This is a genomic window from Silvimonas amylolytica, assembly GCF_014645555.1.
Taxonomy (GTDB): domain Bacteria; phylum Pseudomonadota; class Gammaproteobacteria; order Burkholderiales; family Chitinibacteraceae; genus Silvimonas; species Silvimonas amylolytica.
Window position 1 is genome coordinate 267939 of sequence record NZ_BMLY01000001.1, and the last position, 18722, is coordinate 286660.

Here is an 18722-nt window from a genome sequence, read left to right on the forward strand (position 1 = left end):
GATTATGCGTCTTCTTACACTATTCAGTTTTTCCGCACTGCCATATCTGGCAAGCATCGCCCCGCTTTTGTAGTTTGAGTACAGAGATAAACAGGAAGTCCGCCAACGAACGGCGGTTTTTTCGTATTGGGCGCACAACATGAACAAAAACAGAACATTTCCCCGCACAGACTTCAAAAGCAACCCCAACGATCTTATGCACGCGATGTATTCCGTTACCGCAACGGAAATCGCTGAAATCTGCAAAGTCGACCTCGACACCGTGCACGCATGGAAAACCGGAATCCAGCCGGTACCATACATGGCCTACCAGTTACTACTCTTCAAAGTCCTTGGACGGATTCCTGAAGGATTCGGCAGTTGGTCAGGCTGGACAATTATCGAAGACCGGATATATCCGCCTGGCGCAACATACAAAGGCGCAGCCAGGCAGATTGAGCTGGTATTCATCGACCACTACAGGATTGATCGTCAACTCTGCGAAAACCAGGCAACTCACATCGAAGGCCTGCAACGCCGACATGATTTCTACAAGAAGCAATGCGGACTGGAAAGCCGCTGGGGAATGATGCTTAACAATCTGTTTGGATAGCTATTTTTTGGAGCACGGCGTGTCCTGAAAAAGCACGCCGCCAGAGTCAGAACGGCACTTGTAAATTGTCGTGTGCGGAGCCCCTGACGCAGCCGTTAGTGCTGGATCAGACGCTTTAGGCTGAAGCTCAGCGCTGGGCCTGATCTTGACTTCGTCAGCCGCGAGATCAGTGCTACGTGGCAACCCATAGCGGACACCACGGATTGGCGCTTCAGGTTGATCACGCTGCCAAGGGAGGGCTATGGTGGCCACACGATCACTCCCCATAGGAAAGTGAAACGGCCCCCAATGATCCAGCACACCGTAGATGATCAAATCCACGAGCAAAAACATGAAAATAGCGAGTCGCATGACATCTTATTTTTTGTGCGTATTAACGCCGAGAAGCATAGCGGAAACCCGGTTTGGCAATAAGGGGTCCGGGCAAGGAATACGGGCGGAGCGCCCCGCCCTGCACCGCCGCTCGCACCCCGCAAGCGGGGACCCCAGTCGCGGCTAATCTATTATTCGTAACAGTTACGATATTTCAGACAGACGGCACATTAAACGTAACCGTTACGAAATTGCACTGCTATAATTATCGTAACAGTTACAATATTGGTGCGACATGGCAAAGCAACCCGAAGACAAACAAACCCTTGAGCTGATCGAAGCCCCAAAGAAACGCGGAAGACCAGCCACCGGCAACGCGAAGACCGCAGCCGAGCGCATGAAGGAGATGCGCAGAAGGGACAAGGTCAACGGCAACGCAACCGTAAAGCTGGATAGCGCAGAAATCGCAATAACCCTGGTATCGCTGGAAGCCGCGTACATGAACGATAACGGGACATGGCGCAACGAGAACGCCAAGCGGCTCCACGAAAAACTAAAATGCGCGTAACAGTGACGAAAAACCGGCAAACGCCGGTTTTTTACATCTTTAATACTGCAAGCGCACCCTACTCCCCATTTTTTGGCACACCCGGATATACGCATAAAGCGGAACCCGCCAAGCTAGCGACAACAGGAAACGCCGATCCATCTGCAGTTTGACCGGCTCATAACGGCCAGCCAGATGCCATGGTGAAAGCATTGTGTGGAGCGCACAGGCCTTGTCATGCGATGCCGGTAGAAAAATCTGAGCCGTGTCATATCCGGGGTAAAGATCGCGACCACGATAGAACCAGCGATCAACCACCATCGCATGCATGTCCATTCCGTACTTGACCATACCCATATGTACCTTGGGCGGGCGAATGCCCGTGAGATGCGTCAGCACTGGTATCGATAGCCGGTCCAGCCGTTTGCAGGGAACGTGGTACTCAACAAGCGTGTCCCGCACCTGTTTGTCGATCTGTGCCGGACCTTGCGCAATAAACATGGTGTCCCAACCGAGTTTGCGCGAATGAATGAACCAGTCCAGCAACGGCTGCCGCTCCTTGTCACCCCAGCTCCGGGCGTTCAGAAAAGCAGCGCATTCGTCCAGGACAATCAATCCGTTTTCTTCCTCGACAATACCCGGCTGACCCCGACCGATCGCTTCCATATCCCGGATGGTCGGAGCATCAGGGAGCCGAATTAACGTGACGCGTGACGAATGAGGAAGCAAGCCGTCCAGCTTGATATCCAGGTTGGTGGCAACCTTCTTTCCCGCCAGCAACGCATCCCTGATCCGGCCAACAGCAAGTAGCGATTTTCCGGAGCCTTTCTTCCCCGTCACAAAATAGTCAGCCATGGTCAGTTGATCTCCGCCAGTGTCTTGATGGCATCCATGTGGAAGTCGTACACAAAGCGGGCAACGCGCGCGGAGAAATAAGCACCGAGGCATGCAGGCGCATTAGAGGGTATGAAGCACATCCCCTGCACGATCCACTCAGGCGCACCCGCCGCAATTCCATTCAGCAAGCCACCAATCGCAGTGACGAATACGCCCAGGCAGATCAGCATCGCCGCGACTGCTGCAGCACCAATCGCCAGCTTGCGAGAAAAGGAAACGCCGAGCGCAGTCAACACCTGCGTAATCAGCGTGAGCAACCAACCAGCAAAAAGGGCCATCAGTCCTTACCTCCAGTAAACACACGGAAAAGGGAGAACGCAGTCAGGATGTACAAAATCCAGCCGAAGATATCGCGGACACGCGAAACGCCATCGGAAAAGTCGTAAGACACGGAGCCAAACGGGAGCGTGATCGACAGACGTGGAGCCTGCCCACCGGATGCGAAGATGGCCGCGGGGTCCCATCCGAAGTGATAACCGTCAATACTTCCGGATTGGGCCAAGGCGTTCATTTGGTCGGTCGCCTTTTTTTGGAAGTCGTCCGATAAACCCTTGTATTTATCGGCCATGCCATCTGAACCCTCGGGCGACTTAAAATCTGTCAACGCATTCAGGATGGACTGCTGCGTTGTTTCCTTGTTGTAATCATTCGGGATATCCAGCTTGATATTGCCTGCCCCGTCTGTAGAACCAGTGACCGAACTACTGGTTGAATTGGATGTGGAACTAGTGCAACCGGACATGCAGCCATCAGCATCACGCGGTAGAGATGAGTTGGCGTTTGTTCCAGTCTGATTGTTTGCCGGGTTGTCTGTATTGCTTGGCCCGGGTGTCTGACTGGCGGGCTGCGAAGCCTGAGACGGCAACGGCGCGTTAGTCACGCAAACATTGTGGTTCTGGACTTGGCCAAAGGTAGTGTTAGTTGGGCAATCTTTCGGTGACTGCGGCTCTTGAGACATAGACGAACCGACTGCTGTCTGGCTTGGCGTGCCAACCGAACTACTGTCAGACGAAGTGCAAGAGGTGCCGGTTGTGACCAGATGGCAGTACAACTTCGCCGGCGTTCCGTCTCCATTACCATACCATGACACCCCGGTTGGACCAGTGCCAGACTCGCAACTACTTGAGGTCGCGCGGCAAGAATTCACGCACTGCGGCAGTTTACTGTTCATCGCTGACTGCGCTTTCTTGAGGTCGGTCGCCTGACTCCAGTTACCCGGATTAGACTTTGTGCCCGGCACGTCCACGTAATACATCCCGAGGTCTTTGCCCGAGTCGCACGGCTGCGCAATAGGATCATGACAAGTGCCAACCGGGGTACAACGAAACATAGTCGTACTCACCCAGTTCCCCCAGTACAGAATCTGAACTGCTACCTGAATGTCACCGTTCTGATCAAAAGAAGGTGTGATGGCCCCGCATGACAATGCTCCTGGTGGACCGTTAATCCCCTGGGCGATGGCTACAGCGGAGCACATGGTGCCCCAGTCATCCCACGTCTTCCCAAGACCGGACCAACTACCATTCGTGTAGGGGTCCTCCCCGATCCAACCCGCAGTTGCGCAAGCACTAGAAACAAGGATGACGCCCAGCGCCAACGCACGAATCCATGCGGTGATACCAGTCACCCCACGACTCCACATTGTTCTGATCACTGTTTGCATAGACATATCTCTGATGGGTGGCCGCGCAGGCGCTGAGAATCACAACGAGGCTGGCCAGAATGAGCTTGGAGGGTGAGTGCATTGCTCTTACCGAAGAAAAACGGGGGCACTGCCCCCGTTTAATTGGACGCAAACGCCGATTGCCTTAGGACGCTGCGCGAATACCCTTCTTAACCAGCTTGATGACGGCAAAGCCGCCGTAAATCACGCCAACAGTGGTAGTCACCGCCGCGATGATCGTGGTGAACGAGGTCGTCAGATTGGTGATAGGAGTCACGTCAACCGTGGTGTCGGCCATGGCGGCGACAGAAGCGGATGCAGCGAATACAGCCAGGGCAATCTTGTTAATGCGGTTCATGGTTTTTCCTTGTGCGGTTAAACAACGGTCTCAATCGCCCGCCGAATGATCTTGACCATCCAGCCAGCAGCAAAGCCGACGCACCAGAGACCAAGCAGTGCAGCGGCAATTAGTAAGAGGTTGTCGTTCATGCGTTGAGCCCGGCGCTGAATCCGAGCGCGAGAACAATCACGGCACCAACGACGGCGACAATCTCTTGAATTGGTATGTTTTCCATGCAACCTCCGGGCGGCGAATAACGAACCAACACACCAGCAACATCAAGTCAAAGCCAGCGGTAAGCACTACCCATACAAGCCAGTCCATCAGCGCGCCCTCTTCCAGCACTCAAAAATGACAAACTGATTGAGGCAATCTGCAGCAGTGGTGATGGCGGATTCCCTGTCATCGAAAAAATCCGCATCGGTGATCAACTGGACGTAGTCAATTCCGCCGTCACCATCCGACCGCATGAAGTAGCCCGAATCCTTGTCCTGCACATAAAAGGCCGGGACTACTGCCATGATCAGCCAGCCTTGCTGAGCGTACCGTCAGCGGTATTCACACCACCCAGCGGCTTCAGACCCACCAGCACGGTTTTCACAGTCTTGCCGTTACTCACCTGATCCAGCTCCAGCTCAGCCTGAATCGGGTATTTCAGCGCTTTGAGTTGCTGAAACAGATCGGAAGAAGGAAATTTGAAATCAGCGATAGCAAAGCCACGTGCCGTGCCTTTGGATTCGTCCTGATCCATCAGCGTGAAAACAGTCGTGCTGTCATAGTTTTGGCCGTCAACTTCACCCTTGAACATCTTTGCGCCGACGACGGTTGCGGTAGTTTTGAAACGCATTGCAATTTCCTTTACGAGAGATAAGCGCCATCTGAAGTCGGGTTCCGCCAAGGCGCACTGGTAGCGGTGACTGAATCAAAAGGAATGTCTTCTTCCCAAACCGGCAGCGACACCACCTCGCAACCGAGCAGGCGTGAACGGTCTGAGAGCGTCAAAGGGGCCGGGCTAAGGGTGTAAGTCGGAACTTTCAGGCGCTTGGGCACCCCGTCTTGCTGAGTGCGGCGCAGGAATTCGTCCTGGCCAAGCACGTGCACCAACGTGCCGATGTATTTGCCGTACTGGTGATTGATGATTTCAATCGCGCGATCTACCGCAATTTCCATCTCCAGCTTTGTTGTGGTGATGCGGGATTGTTTTTCGCTGATCCACTCGAAAGCGGGATAACAGGCGGAAAGGTAAGCACCTGGGTTCATCAACATATCGAACGGCAATACACGCCCGACAGCCTTGTTTTCACATTCAATGCGCACCCACGGGGATTCTTTGCACCCTTCTTTCTTGCCACGTTCATAGATACGGGCGTACTTGCCGGAGCGACGGAGACCGACGCAGAACGTTCGACCTTTGCCGCTAGGTCGGTACCAGTTGCCCATTTGCTCGCATTCCGGCGCATTGCCCCGGTAGCACTGGTACAGATCGGTCTTATAGTCATCAAAGGCCTTATCCACGGTGTAGCGTTCACCGAGGTAGTCGTCATAAGCCAGATCAACACGCGTGAGCTTTGGCTGTTCTGCCTGATCCTGCAGGAAGTTAACCAGGCGCTCTTCCCAACCCTCTTCCGCTGCAGCGCAGCCCTTGCCTGTCAGCGACACTAGAATTTTGTTTCGCTGGCCACCGATGCAGACGAGGCCGAAACCATCGCCCAAATCCCACGACTGGCGGAAAAAATGAGCGCCGTTAGGCCGCTTGCCAGTCACGCCGAAGCCAAAGATTTGTTCCAGCTTGAGACTCATGGCCAGCACGTAATCGTCATCACACTGAAGGAACTGGCCAAACATGGCGCAGGTGTCTTTGTGGAACGTGAAGCTCACCCAGTCGATGAACGCGGCATCTCCGCCCCACCCTCTGCGCATCGGGTATTCAACGATTTCACCCGAGGTAGACATCACCAGTTTGATGGTCGGGACGGGTTCTTTTTGGGCAGTTAACCCCGTGTTACTAGTGGGGGTCTCCCGTGCACCGTCGGCTGCCTTTTCAGCCGGGGCCGGCGCTGCCGCGCCAGCACCCGTCCGAAACAGGCGACCGACTCTATCCTCTGATTCCTCTTTGCGTTCCAGGCGTGTACGGTTTTCCGGAGACAAGGCACGCGCCACCGTCGCATCAATTTTGGCGATTTGCTCAGGCGTGACCCGTCCGGCGTCGATTTTTTGCGCGGGCGTCACATCGGGCGATTGCGTGCGTTTACGGGACATGTTTTGGCGTGCTAACTTGGCATCAAGAATTACTGATACCCTAGCATCAGGAATTCTTTAAATCAAGAGTTCCTGATACGGAGAAAACACATGAACACGCTCGACGAAATTATCGACGAGGCAAAAAAACAGATTGGAACGGAGAGTGACCGACAGCTAGCACTGCACATCGGACTAACCCCGCAATCAGTTAGTCAGTGGCGGAAGAAAACCAGCTCGCCCGACATGTACGCGCTAATGAAACTGCAGGATATTTTGAAAAGAGACGCCCGAGAATTGTCCGCAATCATTGAAGCGGAACGGGCAAAAAGTGAGGAAAAACGCGGGTTTTGGGAAGGTATTAAGCGCGATTTCTCTAAGAACACCCTTCCGGTTGCCCTGGTTGTGGCGACGACGCTAGCCCTTGCTGGAGGGGGTCAAACTGATAGGTCCGCCCTATCGCTTACAGGGTATAAATCCAAAGCGATGTATATTATGTAAAGTTACATTGAGCGTCTGTTCAGAAGTATCCGGAATTTGGCCACTGTCAAAACAGCCAGCCTCCTCACCCTTTATCCATCCTGAAGTCACACCGATAAAACTCAAACCCGCCGACGAACGGCGGGTTTTTCGTATTGGGCGCACAACATGGATAAAAACAGAACATTTCCCCGCACAGACTTCAAATCAAATCAAAACGACCTGATGCACGCGATGTATTCCGTTACCGCAACGGAAATCGCTGAAATCTGCAAAGTCGACCTCGACACCGTGCACGCATGGAAAACCGGAATTCAGCCCGTGCCGTACATGGCCTACCAGTTGCTGCTCTTCAAAGCCCTCGGGCGGATTCCTGAAGGATTCGGCAGCTGGTCAGGCTGGACGATTATCGAAGACCGGATATATCCGCCCGGTGCAACGTACAAAGGCGCAGCCAGGCAGATTGAGCTGGTATTCATCGACCACTACAGGATTGATCGTCAACTCTGCGAAAACCAGGCAACTCATATCGAAGGCCTGCAACGCCGGCATGACTTCTACAAGAAGCAATGCGGACTAGAGGCTCGCTGGGGAATGATGATCAACAACCTGTTTGGCTAGCAGCAATTCGGCCTGAGTCGCTGCCGGCACCCCGACCACGAAACGATCGGCTCCAACCTGGCCCTGCATTAGCTTTCGGCCACCCCGCAGATATTTTCTTTATGTCGCGATCATTTTCTGAGTGAGGAATAAAAAAAACCGCGAGATAAATACATATATAAAGAATGAATATAAAAAATAAAATGGGCTTCATAGAAAAATGCACTTTTAAACGTTAAATATCATTGGCTTACCCTGCCAGGGCAAAGCTAGCGTCGCCACACGCCCATCTCCCAAAGAGAAATGAAACGGACCCCAACGGTCCAGCGTAACAAAAACGACCAGATCCACTAGCAAGAACATAAAAATCGCCAGCTTCATAGACCGCGATCTCGCTGAAGTCGATTCAACGCAGTCGAAATGGCTGCGTTTCTATTCGCAGAGCCCTTCGACAGCTCATAGGCAATCAGACGCTCAGCCTTTTCCCGATTCCCCAGGCAGGCCGTCACCAGCCTCTTAAACAGCACGCCATCCGACGAGGCCTGAGAACCCGCTGACTGAGAAGTTGACCGACGCGAAGCGGCGAAAATCTTGTAACTGCGTTGCGTGCGCCTGTTTCGATACCAAGCCCAAGCCATGCGTGCTGCGGCCATGATCAGGCCAACAGGTATGAAAACCTGCTGAAGTGGTGGATTCATTGTTTTTGGTTCCGGTTGACTTTGTGCGCAAGCATATTCAACAGTCCTTCATTCAGTTTTTGCGCTTTTGTTTTGCGGTTGCGCTTGCTGTTTGTGCTGAGGTGGGTCCGGTTTTGGTTGCTTTGGGTAACTGAATTGACAGCGGGGCCACGCCGGGCGCCGCAAGCGTGGCGGAGACGATTTCCAGTACGCCCGGCTCCAGCACTCTCGCGCTTCCCGCAAGGGTCGCGCTGGCTTGCCCTTTCAGGCGGCGGGCGTCGTCTGCCGTCATATGAAACTGCATGGGCGTCTTGCCGAGCACAACGGGCAGTATCTGGTTATCTGCATCGTAGCGACCTAACGCCCCCTCAACACTGAATGGCGTAACCAGGCTGGCAATACGGGATTTGTACTGCGCAGTGGTTTCATAGTCATCTTTGTTTTGCGCAGCCAGAAACGCTGCCATCCCGGGGTTTCGATCTACCCGGCCAATGGTCACTCGATAGCCATCGTCAAACCATGAACTTTCGAAATAGGGATCATTGACGACGGCATAGCTTGCGGTCCGCACCGTGCTGGCAACCAGTTCGCCTGCGGGAGACACCAAGTGCAACGGTTGTTTGTCTTCAAACAGCAGGAAAGTCCCATCATCAAGCGCGCCCACCGAGTTGACCAGGTGATCAAGCTGCGGCCTGCCCTCCTTATCCAGTAGCTGCTGTTTGTACTCTTGCGCCGGATAGCTGACCGCCCAGTGATCGCTCCCTAACGCATAGACCGTACCGCCTTTGGCTGCGTCGAAACTGCGCACCAGGTTGCAGTCCAGATTAAAAACACGGTTGCCACTCACCAGGAGCCGTTGTTTTTCGCTGAAAGAGGAGCTGTCCTCAAAATGGCACATCGGTTTGCCTGTGCTTGCGTCGTACCACGCACTGCGGTTGCTTTTCTGGTCATCGCTGCGCCATGACACACTAATTAAATGTCCCTTGTCCGAGAGCGATAGCCAGAGCCCATCCTTGTCTCCAACCTGCCCCACGTTCAGAGGTGCCGTGAACAAGGCAGCATTACCCAGCAAATCGAAAGCCTTGATTTGCCCATACCCGGGCCAGGCTGCGACCACCATAAGACGGTTGTCCACGGCCCCTACCGCCACCCCCCGTCCACCGCGCAACGACATCATGGCAGACTGATTGCCGGTAGCCAGGTCAAACACACGCACGTCGGGGTCCGGCTCATAGTAGGAATACACCGCGAGCTGATTACCAGCCAGATAAAGGGCCGGATTGAAGGCGGTGAACTCTTTGGTGGGGTCGCGATACGCTTTGAAGCCGGTATGAATGACCGGGGACCTTGGCGCGCCATTAGCATCCAGAACCTGAATCGCCAGTTCATTGGGCGATTTGCCCGGAATCAATGCCACCGGGAAGACGGGTTTCCCATCCTGATAAATGGCCGTCAGGGATTTGACACCAGCAATGTTGAGAGACTGCGTGGTGCCGGCGACCAAATCCAGTATTTTGACCTGGCGATCCACGTCGCTAACGTAAAAGAAACGCCCCTTCAGCAATACGGTACCGGTACCTAACTGGCGGATATCGGCCACCTCGCGCACGGTGATGCCCGGGCTCCCCAGCAAGACCGAAAGCGGGACCGCGAGCCGGCCTGGATATTTTTCTGCAATGGCTGCCTGTCTCGCATCCAGCGCAGCTTGCGAGGCGCTGTCACGAGCTTGTTGCGTGGCCGCCTGGCGAGCCTCTGCAGCGCGCTTCGCTGCAGCAAGCTGTTCCTGTTGCCGTCGCTCCTGCTCCTGCTTTGCCTGTTCATCGATCTGGCAAATCGACAACTGACTATCGCATTTGGCACTGCAACTACGAAACGCCGAGTCATCGTGTTTCGTGAGTGCGCCCGCCAGTCCAGGCAAAAGGCAGGTATTGACGCAAGAAATATTGTCGCTTTGGCAATCGGCAAACACCTGGCTGGCCAGGGTTAGCAAAGCGGTCGCGGCAAGCACGAGATAGCGGGGCAAAATAGGGGCTCCAGCAGTTGCGAGTGGCGGTTGTTTTTTTATCCCCGCGTTTATACCAGCACGCGCTTACCCGGTTAAGGCACCGCACCCCAAGTGTTGGCAGACAGCGACATTGTCAGGCTTTGCACCGTGAAGGTGAACTGCGCAATGCAACAAGTTATGGATGGGAGATGCAGCTATAGATGCAGCCCGCAGAAACGTTTCCGGCAGCCTTTCTACGCCGTCAGTATTGGCTTGACTAACACTTCTACATATCAATAACGTTTGCGTTGGAATGCGTGAAATTCCTAACCCCACCCCAAAACACGCCGTTCAACATATACATGACAGGCATATCAAATACTGAGACGCATCTCAATTAAATATCGTCAATTACATCAAGTATCAATTCAGAACCACCAGCCCCCTGATCGCCAGAATGCCATTATGGCGATCACGATCTGGCACGACTGTAATACCAAATAACGCGCAAGCACCCGACGCCAGAAGGCCCGTCAGCCTCTATTTGCTGTTTAATGGTGCAGCCTGTTTTTAATGACGAAAAACAGCAGCAAAAAGGCCTGCGCAAAAACAATACACTGTACAGGCCAAAGTATTCTGGCGACCGGGTCACCTGCCTTGAAATCAATGCGGACGTTTTTAAGGAGAGCCGGGTTGGTAAGCACCGTCTTTTTCATGAAAATACGCGCAATGTAAACAGCCAGCAAAACCGCATACAAAACATCCATCGCAATAAAACCATCAATCACGTAATACAGCAGACCTCTATCCATTTAGCCTCTGACCTTCTATTTCGGGTTCCGGCAAAATTCTGCAGCCACCCACCCTAAGCCGCATCTTTTGCAGCAAAACCTGTATATCCGGAACAACAAAGGGGCTGCCGCTCCCATTAGCGATTGCGTCGGCAGCTCGCAGGTTCAGGCGCTGGGTCTGGCGGTTTGGTACAACGGGACAGCGACCAAGCCCCACCTGCCCTCCCCGTCTATACTGATCGCTCCCCATGCTTTTTTGCGCAAGGAGTTTTTCATGTCCAGCAAGAACACCATTTGTCTCTGGTTCGAGACCGGGGCTCTGGAAGCCGCCGAATTTTATGCACGTACTTTCCCTGATAGTTCGGTCAATGCTGTGTTCCGGGCACCTGGTGATTATCCGGCGGGCAAACAGGGTGATGTGTTAACGGTAACGTTCACTGTGGCTGGCATCCCCTGCCTTGGTTTGAATGGGGGGTCGGGCATCAAGCACAGCGAGGCTTTTTCATTTCAGATCGCGACGGATGATCAAGCAGAGACAGACCGTTTGTGGAATGCAATTGTCAGCAACGGCGGTCAGGAAAGCGCGTGCGGCTGGTGCAAGGATAAATGGGGATTGTCGTGGCAGATTACGCCGCGCGTGCTGATGGAGGCCATTTCAGATCCGGACCCCGCTGCAGCCAAGCGCGCGTTTGATGCGATGATGACGATGAGCAAGATTGATATCGCAAAGATTGAGGCCGCGCGACGCGGATAGTGCGGCATGACAAGACTGCGCTTAGTCTTCAATCATCAGTCCTGATCCCGAGGGCGGCATCGGTGCATCAGATCTTTGCCCCAATTGCACAACGCGAACGCGAGTCGGCGTGGTTTCGCGCAGGCGAGCGGCAAGCTGTTCGGCTTCTTCTTCGGTATCAAAGACTTCCAGACAATAACTGAACAAGAGGACCGCATAACCGCTGGGTGCTGGAGTACGCCGCGTCACCTTTTGCTCCTGTTTGCCAAGGCCAGGCCATTGTAATCAGCAGTAGACCGAATGGTCCAGATTTGTCATAAAACAGTCACCCGTTTTTGTCATATTGGCTGTGCACAACTCCTTCAGACCATCTGGTACCCACGCCTCCTTTGAGGCGTCTTTTTTTGCGGGCGCCGATCAACCTTGTTTTTGCGGCGCAAGCCGGTCCAATCGCAACCGGTGTCGATTGTCTGTCACGCTGTACGCAGACAGGATCACACAGCCAAACGCTGCCAACCCACTGGCGCCAGCCAGAATAAACATCAACAGAATCTGGTATTTGGCTGCCTCCAGCGCATCCATACCCGCCAATACCTGGCCGGTCATGATGCCGGGCAAGGTAATGATGCCGGCTGCACTCATCTGGTTGATTACCGGCAGCATGCCACTCCGGATTGCGGCAACCAGATAGGGTTTGAGTGCTTCTCGTCGTCGCGCGCCCAGTGCCAGGCGCGCTTCAATCACCGCGGCGGCATCCTGAATGCGTGTTAGAAACGCATCGAGCGAAATGCTGGCGGAATTGAGCACGCTACCCAACACGATCCCCATTAATGGAATTGCGTAACGCGGGTCATGCCAGGGTTGGGGCCGAATGGCCGTGGTGAGCGCCAGCGCCACGGTCAAGAGCGAGGCCATGCTGACCACGGTACCGCTGATTGCATAGCTTTTATAACCACGCAGTTTGCGCGCAGGCCGGGCGGCCACTTCCCGGGCTGCAGCACCAATCATGATCAAGATGACCAGCAACGTTGCAGGCGGCGATTGCAACGCAAGAATCCAGCGCAACACCAACCCGACCAGTAGCAATTGCACCACCATCCGCGCAGCGGCGATCACCAGAGAGCGATGCACCTGCAAACCCAGCACCAGCGAAATCACACCATTAATCAGTAGTAATGCTGAGGCCATCGCCAGATCAAACGAAGACAACAAGAGCGGTTTGATGATCAGGTCCTCCGCTGAACTTCAACAAACTGGCCACCTAAACGCGCAGCCTGCTCCTCAGCATGCGTAATCAGCACCAGGCCTAATCCACCCCGCATGCGATCGACCAACAACTGTTCAACGCGCGCAATGTTGTCGCGATCAAGTGCGCTGGTGGGTTCGTCCAGCAACAGGACTTTGGGTTGCATAACCAGAGAGCGGATCAGCATTGCACGCTGGCGTTCACCGGTAGAGAGCAAAGAGAGGTCGGCGTCGAGCCGGTCTTTGCCCAGCGTGAGCACATCTGCCAAGTGCTCCAGCGTTGCGTGTTGGTCTACCCGGAAATGGTCGCGCACGGTTGGCAACCACCAGGCGGACTCTGCACTTTGGTACACCACCTGTTTTCGCCATACCGGAGCCGGCAACTGGCTGCGGGCAACGCCGTTCAGCCAGACCTCGCCCGACCCCTCATCCAGGTCAGCAATCAGACGCAGCAAGCGGGTTTTGCCGGCACCAGAACGTCCGCGCACGACCGTACAAGCGCCCTGCTCCAACACAAAAGACATGGGCGCAATGATGGGTGAGGCCACGGCATCAACCACCAGCAAAGACCGGGCGCTGGCGCTAACAGGATGCGTTTCGGGGGCGTAAGGAGCAGGCATGCCGATCAACTGAACCAGAGTTTGAAAACAAGAAGAGAACCAACCGGCATTGTAGCGACAGGATGCTTAAAGCTGATCGAGGATCATGCCACCAGGCTGCGCGGCTCGGCAGGCCAGCCTGTTCACATACGACTACCCGGCCAGTCCACCCGCCAATAGCGCCACGGCATGCTGAATGATCTGTTCTTCATTAATACCGCTACGCGTTGGGTCATCTTGCCACTTGGGTTTCATGGCCAGCGGCAATACGGTCAGGCCAACCAGACTGGTAAAGATCAGCACCGGCTCCAGCTTTGCGCTAATGCGGCCTTCGCGTTGCCATCTACGCAGTGTCTCAAGCACCAGCGAGTCACGCTTTACACCGAGGCGCAGCTTCACACGCTCGTGCAGTACCGGGTCTTCACTGATCATTTCGCGAATCCAGAACGGACCAAACCATGCGTGCTCGACGTTCAACGCAACCAGTTGCCGCACAAGACGAGTCATCGTGGCCAGCGGATCATCCGGTTCGCCTTCAAAAATACCCTCAAAGTACGCACGCACCGGCAAGATGCGCTCTTCCAGCAGCGCATCAAGCAACTGTTCTTTGGTCTTGAAGTAGTAATGCGCCGCGGACGGTGTCATCCCCGCTTCTTTGGTGATGGCAGCCATGGTGACATAAGCAGCCCCCTGCCGGGCGAGCAAGGATTGGCCAATATCCAGCAGGCGTTCGCGCTGGTTTTCTTGCCCCTCTTTCAATGATGGCCGCCCGGGCCGGCGCGGCGACGGTGATTCTTCCCTGGTCACAAAACCTCCGTGTAGTCCTGCAAATGATAACAGCAGCGCTTGGGGCATTGACATGAACCGTATGTCATACATATATTAATTGTGTCATCAATTAATTAACAAGCCCGATGAACACCACTGTTACCGAAGCCCTTGTCACACTTGCGCCCTCTGCCCAGCCCGCAAAGCGGCCGCCATTACATTTGCTGTTTGGCGCACTGGTACTGGTACTGCTGCTGTCAGCACTGGATCAAACCATTGTGTCGACCGCCCTGCCCACCATCGTGCGTGATCTGGGCGGTGTCTCGCAGCTTTCCTGGGTCGTGACGGCCTATCTGCTGAGTTCCACGATTGCCATTCCGCTTTACGGCAAATTTGGCGACCTTTTCGGGCGCAAGAAGGTGTTACAGATCGCCATCGCGCTCTTTCTGGTCGGTTCCGTGCTTTGCGGTTTATCGCAAAACATGACCGAACTCATCATCACGCGAGCCATCCAGGGTTTGGGCGGCGGCGGGCTGATGGTGGTGACCATGGCGATTGTCGCAGACGTGCTCTCCCCGGCCGAGCGCGGCAAGTTTCAGGGTTTGTTTGGTGCCACTTACGCGCTGGCCACCGTGCTGGGCCCCATGCTGGGCGGGTATATCGTCGAGCATTATTCCTGGCACTGGATTTTCTACATCAACCTGCCCGTGGGTTTGCTGGCACTGGCGGTCATCAGCGCGGTGCTGCATGCGCATGAAGTCCACGTCAAACACGAGATCGACTACTGGGGCGCAGGTTTTCTGGCGACGAGCCTGAGTTGCCTGGTGCTGTTTACTACATCGGGCGGCACCACCCTGCCCTGGTCCTCCGCTGAACTGTGGATTTACCTCTACATCAGCGTGGTCTGTCTGGCCGGGTTTATCTATGAGGAGCAACGTGCAGCGGAACCCATCATTCCACTAACGCTGTTCAAGCAACCCACATTTGTACTGTGCAGCCTTGTCAGCGTCCTGGTCGGGGCCGGGTTGTTTGGCGCCATCACTTATATGCCGCTGTATCTGCAAGTTGTCAAAGGTTCTACGCCGACGGGCGCTGGCGCGCAGTTGCTGCCTTTGATGGGCGGTCTGCTATCCAGCTCAATTCTGAGCGGCATCATCATCAGTCGCACCGGTCGTTATCGCTTCTTCCCCATCGTCGGCACGTTGCTGGCAGGCATTGCACTGGTGCTGATTGCCCGCCTGCAGACAGGCAGCCCGCTGCGTGATCTATACGCTTGCGCGGCCATGCTGGGCGTGGGCCTTGGCATGGTCATGCAGGTCATGGTGCTGGTTGTACAAAACACGGCGGATGCCCGCCAAATCGGCGTAGCGACTTCCAGTGTGACCTTGTTCCGCATGGTGGGCGGGTCAATTGGGGTGTCCGTGTTTGGCGCTCTCTTTAACGCACTGCTCAGCCACAAACTGGAAAACCTGCTGCCCGATAGCGGCCTGACCGGGCGCCAGGCCATGCTGGCCGCGGGCCAATTGCCACCCGCGCTGCATGCCCAATATCTTGATGCATTCAGCTCGGCCTTTCATGGCATCTGTTTTGTTGCTGCGGGCGTATTGGCACTCGCTTTTGCCTTTACCCTGGGCCTGCGGGAGATCCCGTTGCGCACAAAGTCCACGGCCGGCGGTCACGAATAATCAGTACCCAAGCGCCAGCCCGGTATGGCGCCGCGGGTCGTTGGCGCCATAAAACCGGTTACTGCCCACGGGTTTGCCATCCAGCATCGGCGCCCCGATCAAAATGGCTGCGATGTGGTTGGCGGGCTGCGGGCTCGCAAATTTCTGGCCCCAGCCTTCCAGGATTTGCTGTGTGTCGGCACTCAGCGCAAAGCGTTCGATGTTGGTGGCTTCCGGCAACCATTGCTGGTGAAACCGCGGTGCATCGACCGCTTCCTGGATGTTCATGCCGTAGTCAATCACATTGATGATGGTCTCCAGTGTGGCCGTAATAATTCGGCTACCACCGGGCGTGCCGACCACCATGACGGGCTTGCCGTCTTTGGTCACGATGGTCGGGCTCATGGAAGAAAGCGGGCGCTTTCCCGGCGCAATCGAGTTGGCCTCGCCCTGCACCAGCCCGTACATATTGGGCACGCCAGGCTTGATGGTGAAATCATCCATCTCATCATTGAGCAACACGCCGGTTCCGTTCGCCATCACCCGGGCGCCAAACCAGTCATTCAATGTCACCGTTGTTGATACCGCGTTACCCCATTTATCGACAATCGAATAATGCGTGGTGTTACTGCCCTCGTGCGGCGCCACACCAGGTTTGATGTCCGCCGAGACACCTGCCTTGTGCGGATCAATCACCCCGCGAATCGCCGCGGCATAGTTTTTATCCAGCAAGTGCGTTACCGGATTGTTCACAAACGCGGGATCGCCAAGATAAGAGTTCCGGTCCATATAGGCATGGCGCATGGCTTCAATCTGGTATTGCATGGCTTGTGCCGAGTGAAAACCCAGATCTTTGAGTGGATAGCCTTCCACAATATTGAGTATTTCGCAGAGGGTAATGCCACCCGAACTGGGCGGTGCGGCGGAGACGACGTGATAGCCACGGTAATCACATTCAACCGGCGGCATTTCACGCGGCTGGTATTGATCCAGATCGGCCAGCGAGATGATGCCACCACCACCTTGAACTGAACGCACAAGCGCATTGGCGACCCAGCCTTTGTAAAAACCTGCTGCGCCCTTGCTCCTGATTTCACGCAGAGTGCGGGCCAGGTCTTTCTGCACCAGTTTGTCACCCGTCTGGTAGGGCTGACCATGGTGAAGAAAGATCGCCCCGGCGTGAGCCGCATCTTGCTGGAAATCTGCCGTGGCTTCGTGCAGCACATCCACATTGCCTTGCTCCAGCACATAGCCGTTTTGCGCATAATTGATGGCCGCCGCCATCACCATACCCCGATCCATGGTGCCGTATTTTTTCCGCGCGTATTCCATCCCCGCCACTGTACCGGGCACACCCACCGCCAGATAACCATGGGTACTCAGCCTTGGCACGACATTACCCTTGTCATCCAGATACATATTGGCCGTTGCTGCCAGCGGCGCTTTTTCCCGGAAATCCAGGAACGTTTTACGACCATCGGCGAACTGCACGGTCATAAAACCACCCCCACCGAGGTTTCCGGCCTCAGGCATGACCACAGCCAGTGTCCATGCCACTGCCACGGCCGCATCAACCGCATTGCCGCCCCGCTTCAGGATGTCCACGCCCGCCTTGGTAGCCAATTGCTGAGCAGACACAACCATGCCGTTCTGTGCCATGACGGGCGCCAGCGAAGCAGCCTGGCTTGCCGCCTGGACAAATGCAAAAGCAACAAGACCGACAACGCGGGCAACAGACGGGGTTTTCATAAGGCCACCATGAAGAACAACAAAGGACAGCTCGTACACCAATGCGCGGCAGGCATTGTGGTCTATCGACGCTCCAGCATAGGCAATCGGTCACCGGAACATGACGCAATGGTGGCCCATTGCCCGACAACCGAAAAAACAAAAGCCGTCCAAAGACGGCTTTTGTGCCCCGCTACCACACCAACAAACTATTCATTCATAGAAAAACGTCAGTGACATGTCAAATCAAATACAAGGAAAAAGAAAGTATTTTCCTTACAAAAAAGAAACAAACACCGCGCCCGGCCAGGCCTGACAACCCTGCATACGACACGCCGAGGGCTTTCAAAACGGAGCTGGAAATCTCTTGCTTGCCATGCAATGAGGCAAATGCCGCTCAAGCCGGCAATCGCCGACCCCGGCACACCGAATGCGATTGCACTGTGTCGTGCACACATTGCCAGCCGACAGCCGTTGTCGCCCATTTGTCACCAGACACACACGCCGTCAGATTTCTGTCTAAAGTAAGGGTGAGCGCATCCTCATCCTTACCATTCGTGGGAATGCGCTGACAACGAAGATCGCCGCAACAAGTGGCGACAAATGCTCCAGTACATGCAAATCGAGGAAAGCACCAGGGCAGGAAGAGCAGTCTGAGCCACTGGTTCGATGCACCACCTGGCTGACAGAATTCGCCAGAAAACGCCCCATTAACTGCGCTACCAGGCAGGCCAGGGCGTGGCATCAGTCAGGTTTAATGATTCAGGGAGAATGTTCATGAGTTTGTCAGTCACTCTGACCTTTCTGGTCGCGACCGTCACGTCTGCAGCCTTGATGCGCGCAGCCCTGCGCCGGACACGCGCC

The 18722-nt window shown here is 55.0% G+C and carries 20 protein-coding genes; 6 read left to right on the forward strand and 14 right to left on the reverse strand.

The features are described 5' to 3' along the window. Positions 1-139 precede the first annotated feature (139 nt). Positions 140-592 (forward strand): hypothetical protein, encoded by a 453-nt coding sequence (locus IEX44_RS01195; protein ID WP_188687886.1) that lies wholly within the window; start codon positions 140-142, stop codon positions 590-592. Positions 593-1199: 607 nt separating this feature from the next. Next, positions 1200-1472 carry a hypothetical protein gene (locus IEX44_RS01200; protein WP_188687888.1) on the forward strand — a complete coding sequence of 91 codons (273 nt, stop codon included), beginning with the start codon at positions 1200-1202 and terminating at the stop codon, positions 1470-1472. Between the two features lie 39 nt (positions 1473-1511). Here the strand turns inward: IEX44_RS01200 and IEX44_RS01205 are convergent, their stop codons facing one another. The 7 genes from IEX44_RS01205 to IEX44_RS01235 form a co-directional block, all read right to left on the reverse strand. Then, positions 1512-2306, reverse strand: coding sequence for a zonular occludens toxin domain-containing protein (locus IEX44_RS01205; RefSeq protein ID WP_188687891.1), 795 nt, complete (start codon positions 2304-2306; stop codon positions 1512-1514). Between the two features lie 2 nt (positions 2307-2308). Then, on the reverse strand, positions 2309-2626 hold the full coding sequence (locus IEX44_RS01210) for a DUF5455 family protein (protein ID WP_188687893.1): 318 nt from the start codon (positions 2624-2626) through the stop codon (positions 2309-2311). Beyond that, a complete protein-coding gene (locus tag IEX44_RS01215) occupies positions 2626-3306 on the reverse strand; it encodes a hypothetical protein (protein ID WP_188687896.1) in 681 nt (226 codons plus the stop codon). Before IEX44_RS01215 ends, IEX44_RS01210 begins: the two co-directional genes overlap by 1 nt. An 850-nt stretch (positions 3307-4156) precedes the next feature. Continuing rightward, positions 4157-4369, reverse strand: coding sequence for a hypothetical protein (locus tag IEX44_RS01220; protein ID WP_188687898.1), 213 nt, complete (start codon positions 4367-4369; stop codon positions 4157-4159). Between the two features lie 305 nt (positions 4370-4674). Next, entirely contained in the window at positions 4675-4872 is a 198-nt protein-coding gene (locus IEX44_RS01225) for a hypothetical protein (RefSeq protein WP_188687900.1), read from the reverse strand. 2 nt (positions 4873-4874) lie between these two features. Next, complete coding sequence (locus IEX44_RS01230; RefSeq protein ID WP_188687902.1) at positions 4875-5198, reverse strand: hypothetical protein; 324 nt, start codon at positions 5196-5198, stop codon at positions 4875-4877. Between the two features lie 11 nt (positions 5199-5209). Further along, positions 5210-6610, reverse strand: coding sequence for a replication initiation factor domain-containing protein (locus tag IEX44_RS01235; RefSeq protein WP_188687904.1), 1401 nt, complete (start codon positions 6608-6610; stop codon positions 5210-5212). 90 nt (positions 6611-6700) lie between these two features. Between IEX44_RS01235 and IEX44_RS01240 the strand changes: the two genes are divergently transcribed. Together IEX44_RS01240 and IEX44_RS01245 are read left to right on the forward strand one after the other, a co-directional pair. Beyond that, positions 6701-7090, forward strand: coding sequence for a hypothetical protein (locus tag IEX44_RS01240; RefSeq protein WP_188687906.1), 390 nt, complete (start codon positions 6701-6703; stop codon positions 7088-7090). A 147-nt stretch (positions 7091-7237) separates the two neighbouring features. Beyond that, positions 7238-7690, forward strand: a complete 453-nt coding sequence (locus tag IEX44_RS01245) for a hypothetical protein (protein ID WP_188687908.1) — start codon at positions 7238-7240, stop codon at positions 7688-7690. Between the two features lie 729 nt (positions 7691-8419). Here the strand turns inward: IEX44_RS01245 and IEX44_RS01250 are convergent. Together IEX44_RS01250 and IEX44_RS01255 are read right to left on the reverse strand one after the other, a co-directional pair. Then, entirely contained in the window at positions 8420-10369 is a 1950-nt protein-coding gene (locus IEX44_RS01250) for a hypothetical protein (protein WP_188687910.1), read from the reverse strand. Positions 10370-10881: 512 nt separating this feature from the next. Then, positions 10882-11142 carry a hypothetical protein gene (locus IEX44_RS01255; RefSeq protein ID WP_188687912.1) on the reverse strand — a complete coding sequence of 87 codons (261 nt, stop codon included), beginning with the start codon at positions 11140-11142 and terminating at the stop codon, positions 10882-10884. 253 nt (positions 11143-11395) lie between these two features. Here IEX44_RS01255 and IEX44_RS01260 point away from each other — a divergent pair, with 253 nt between their 5' ends. Further along, entirely contained in the window at positions 11396-11875 is a 480-nt protein-coding gene (locus IEX44_RS01260) for a VOC family protein (protein WP_188687913.1), read from the forward strand. A 21-nt stretch (positions 11876-11896) separates the two neighbouring features. Here IEX44_RS01260 and IEX44_RS01265 read toward each other — a convergent pair whose 3' ends face one another. From IEX44_RS01265 to IEX44_RS01280, 4 genes are all read right to left on the reverse strand, one after another. Then, positions 11897-12103, reverse strand: coding sequence for a hypothetical protein (locus IEX44_RS01265; protein WP_188687915.1), 207 nt, complete (start codon positions 12101-12103; stop codon positions 11897-11899). 168 nt (positions 12104-12271) lie between these two features. Next, positions 12272-13042, reverse strand: coding sequence for an ABC transporter permease (locus tag IEX44_RS01270; RefSeq protein WP_229678679.1), 771 nt, complete (start codon positions 13040-13042; stop codon positions 12272-12274). Positions 13043-13080: 38 nt separating this feature from the next. Then, complete coding sequence (locus tag IEX44_RS01275; RefSeq protein ID WP_188687917.1) at positions 13081-13719, reverse strand: ABC transporter ATP-binding protein; 639 nt, start codon at positions 13717-13719, stop codon at positions 13081-13083. Positions 13720-13851: 132 nt separating this feature from the next. Further along, positions 13852-14457, reverse strand: coding sequence for a TetR/AcrR family transcriptional regulator (locus IEX44_RS01280; protein WP_188687919.1), 606 nt, complete (start codon positions 14455-14457; stop codon positions 13852-13854). A 155-nt stretch (positions 14458-14612) separates the two neighbouring features. On the opposite strand from IEX44_RS01280, the gene IEX44_RS01285 reads away from it, so the two are divergent. After that, complete coding sequence (locus tag IEX44_RS01285; protein WP_188687921.1) at positions 14613-16151, forward strand: MDR family MFS transporter; 1539 nt, start codon at positions 14613-14615, stop codon at positions 16149-16151. On the opposite strand, the gene ggt is transcribed toward IEX44_RS01285, so the two are convergent. Beyond that, a complete protein-coding gene (ggt, locus tag IEX44_RS01290; protein ID WP_188687923.1) occupies positions 16152-17879 on the reverse strand; it encodes a gamma-glutamyltransferase in 1728 nt (575 codons plus the stop codon). It abuts the gene before it with no gap. Between the last annotated feature and the right edge of the window lie 843 nt (positions 17880-18722).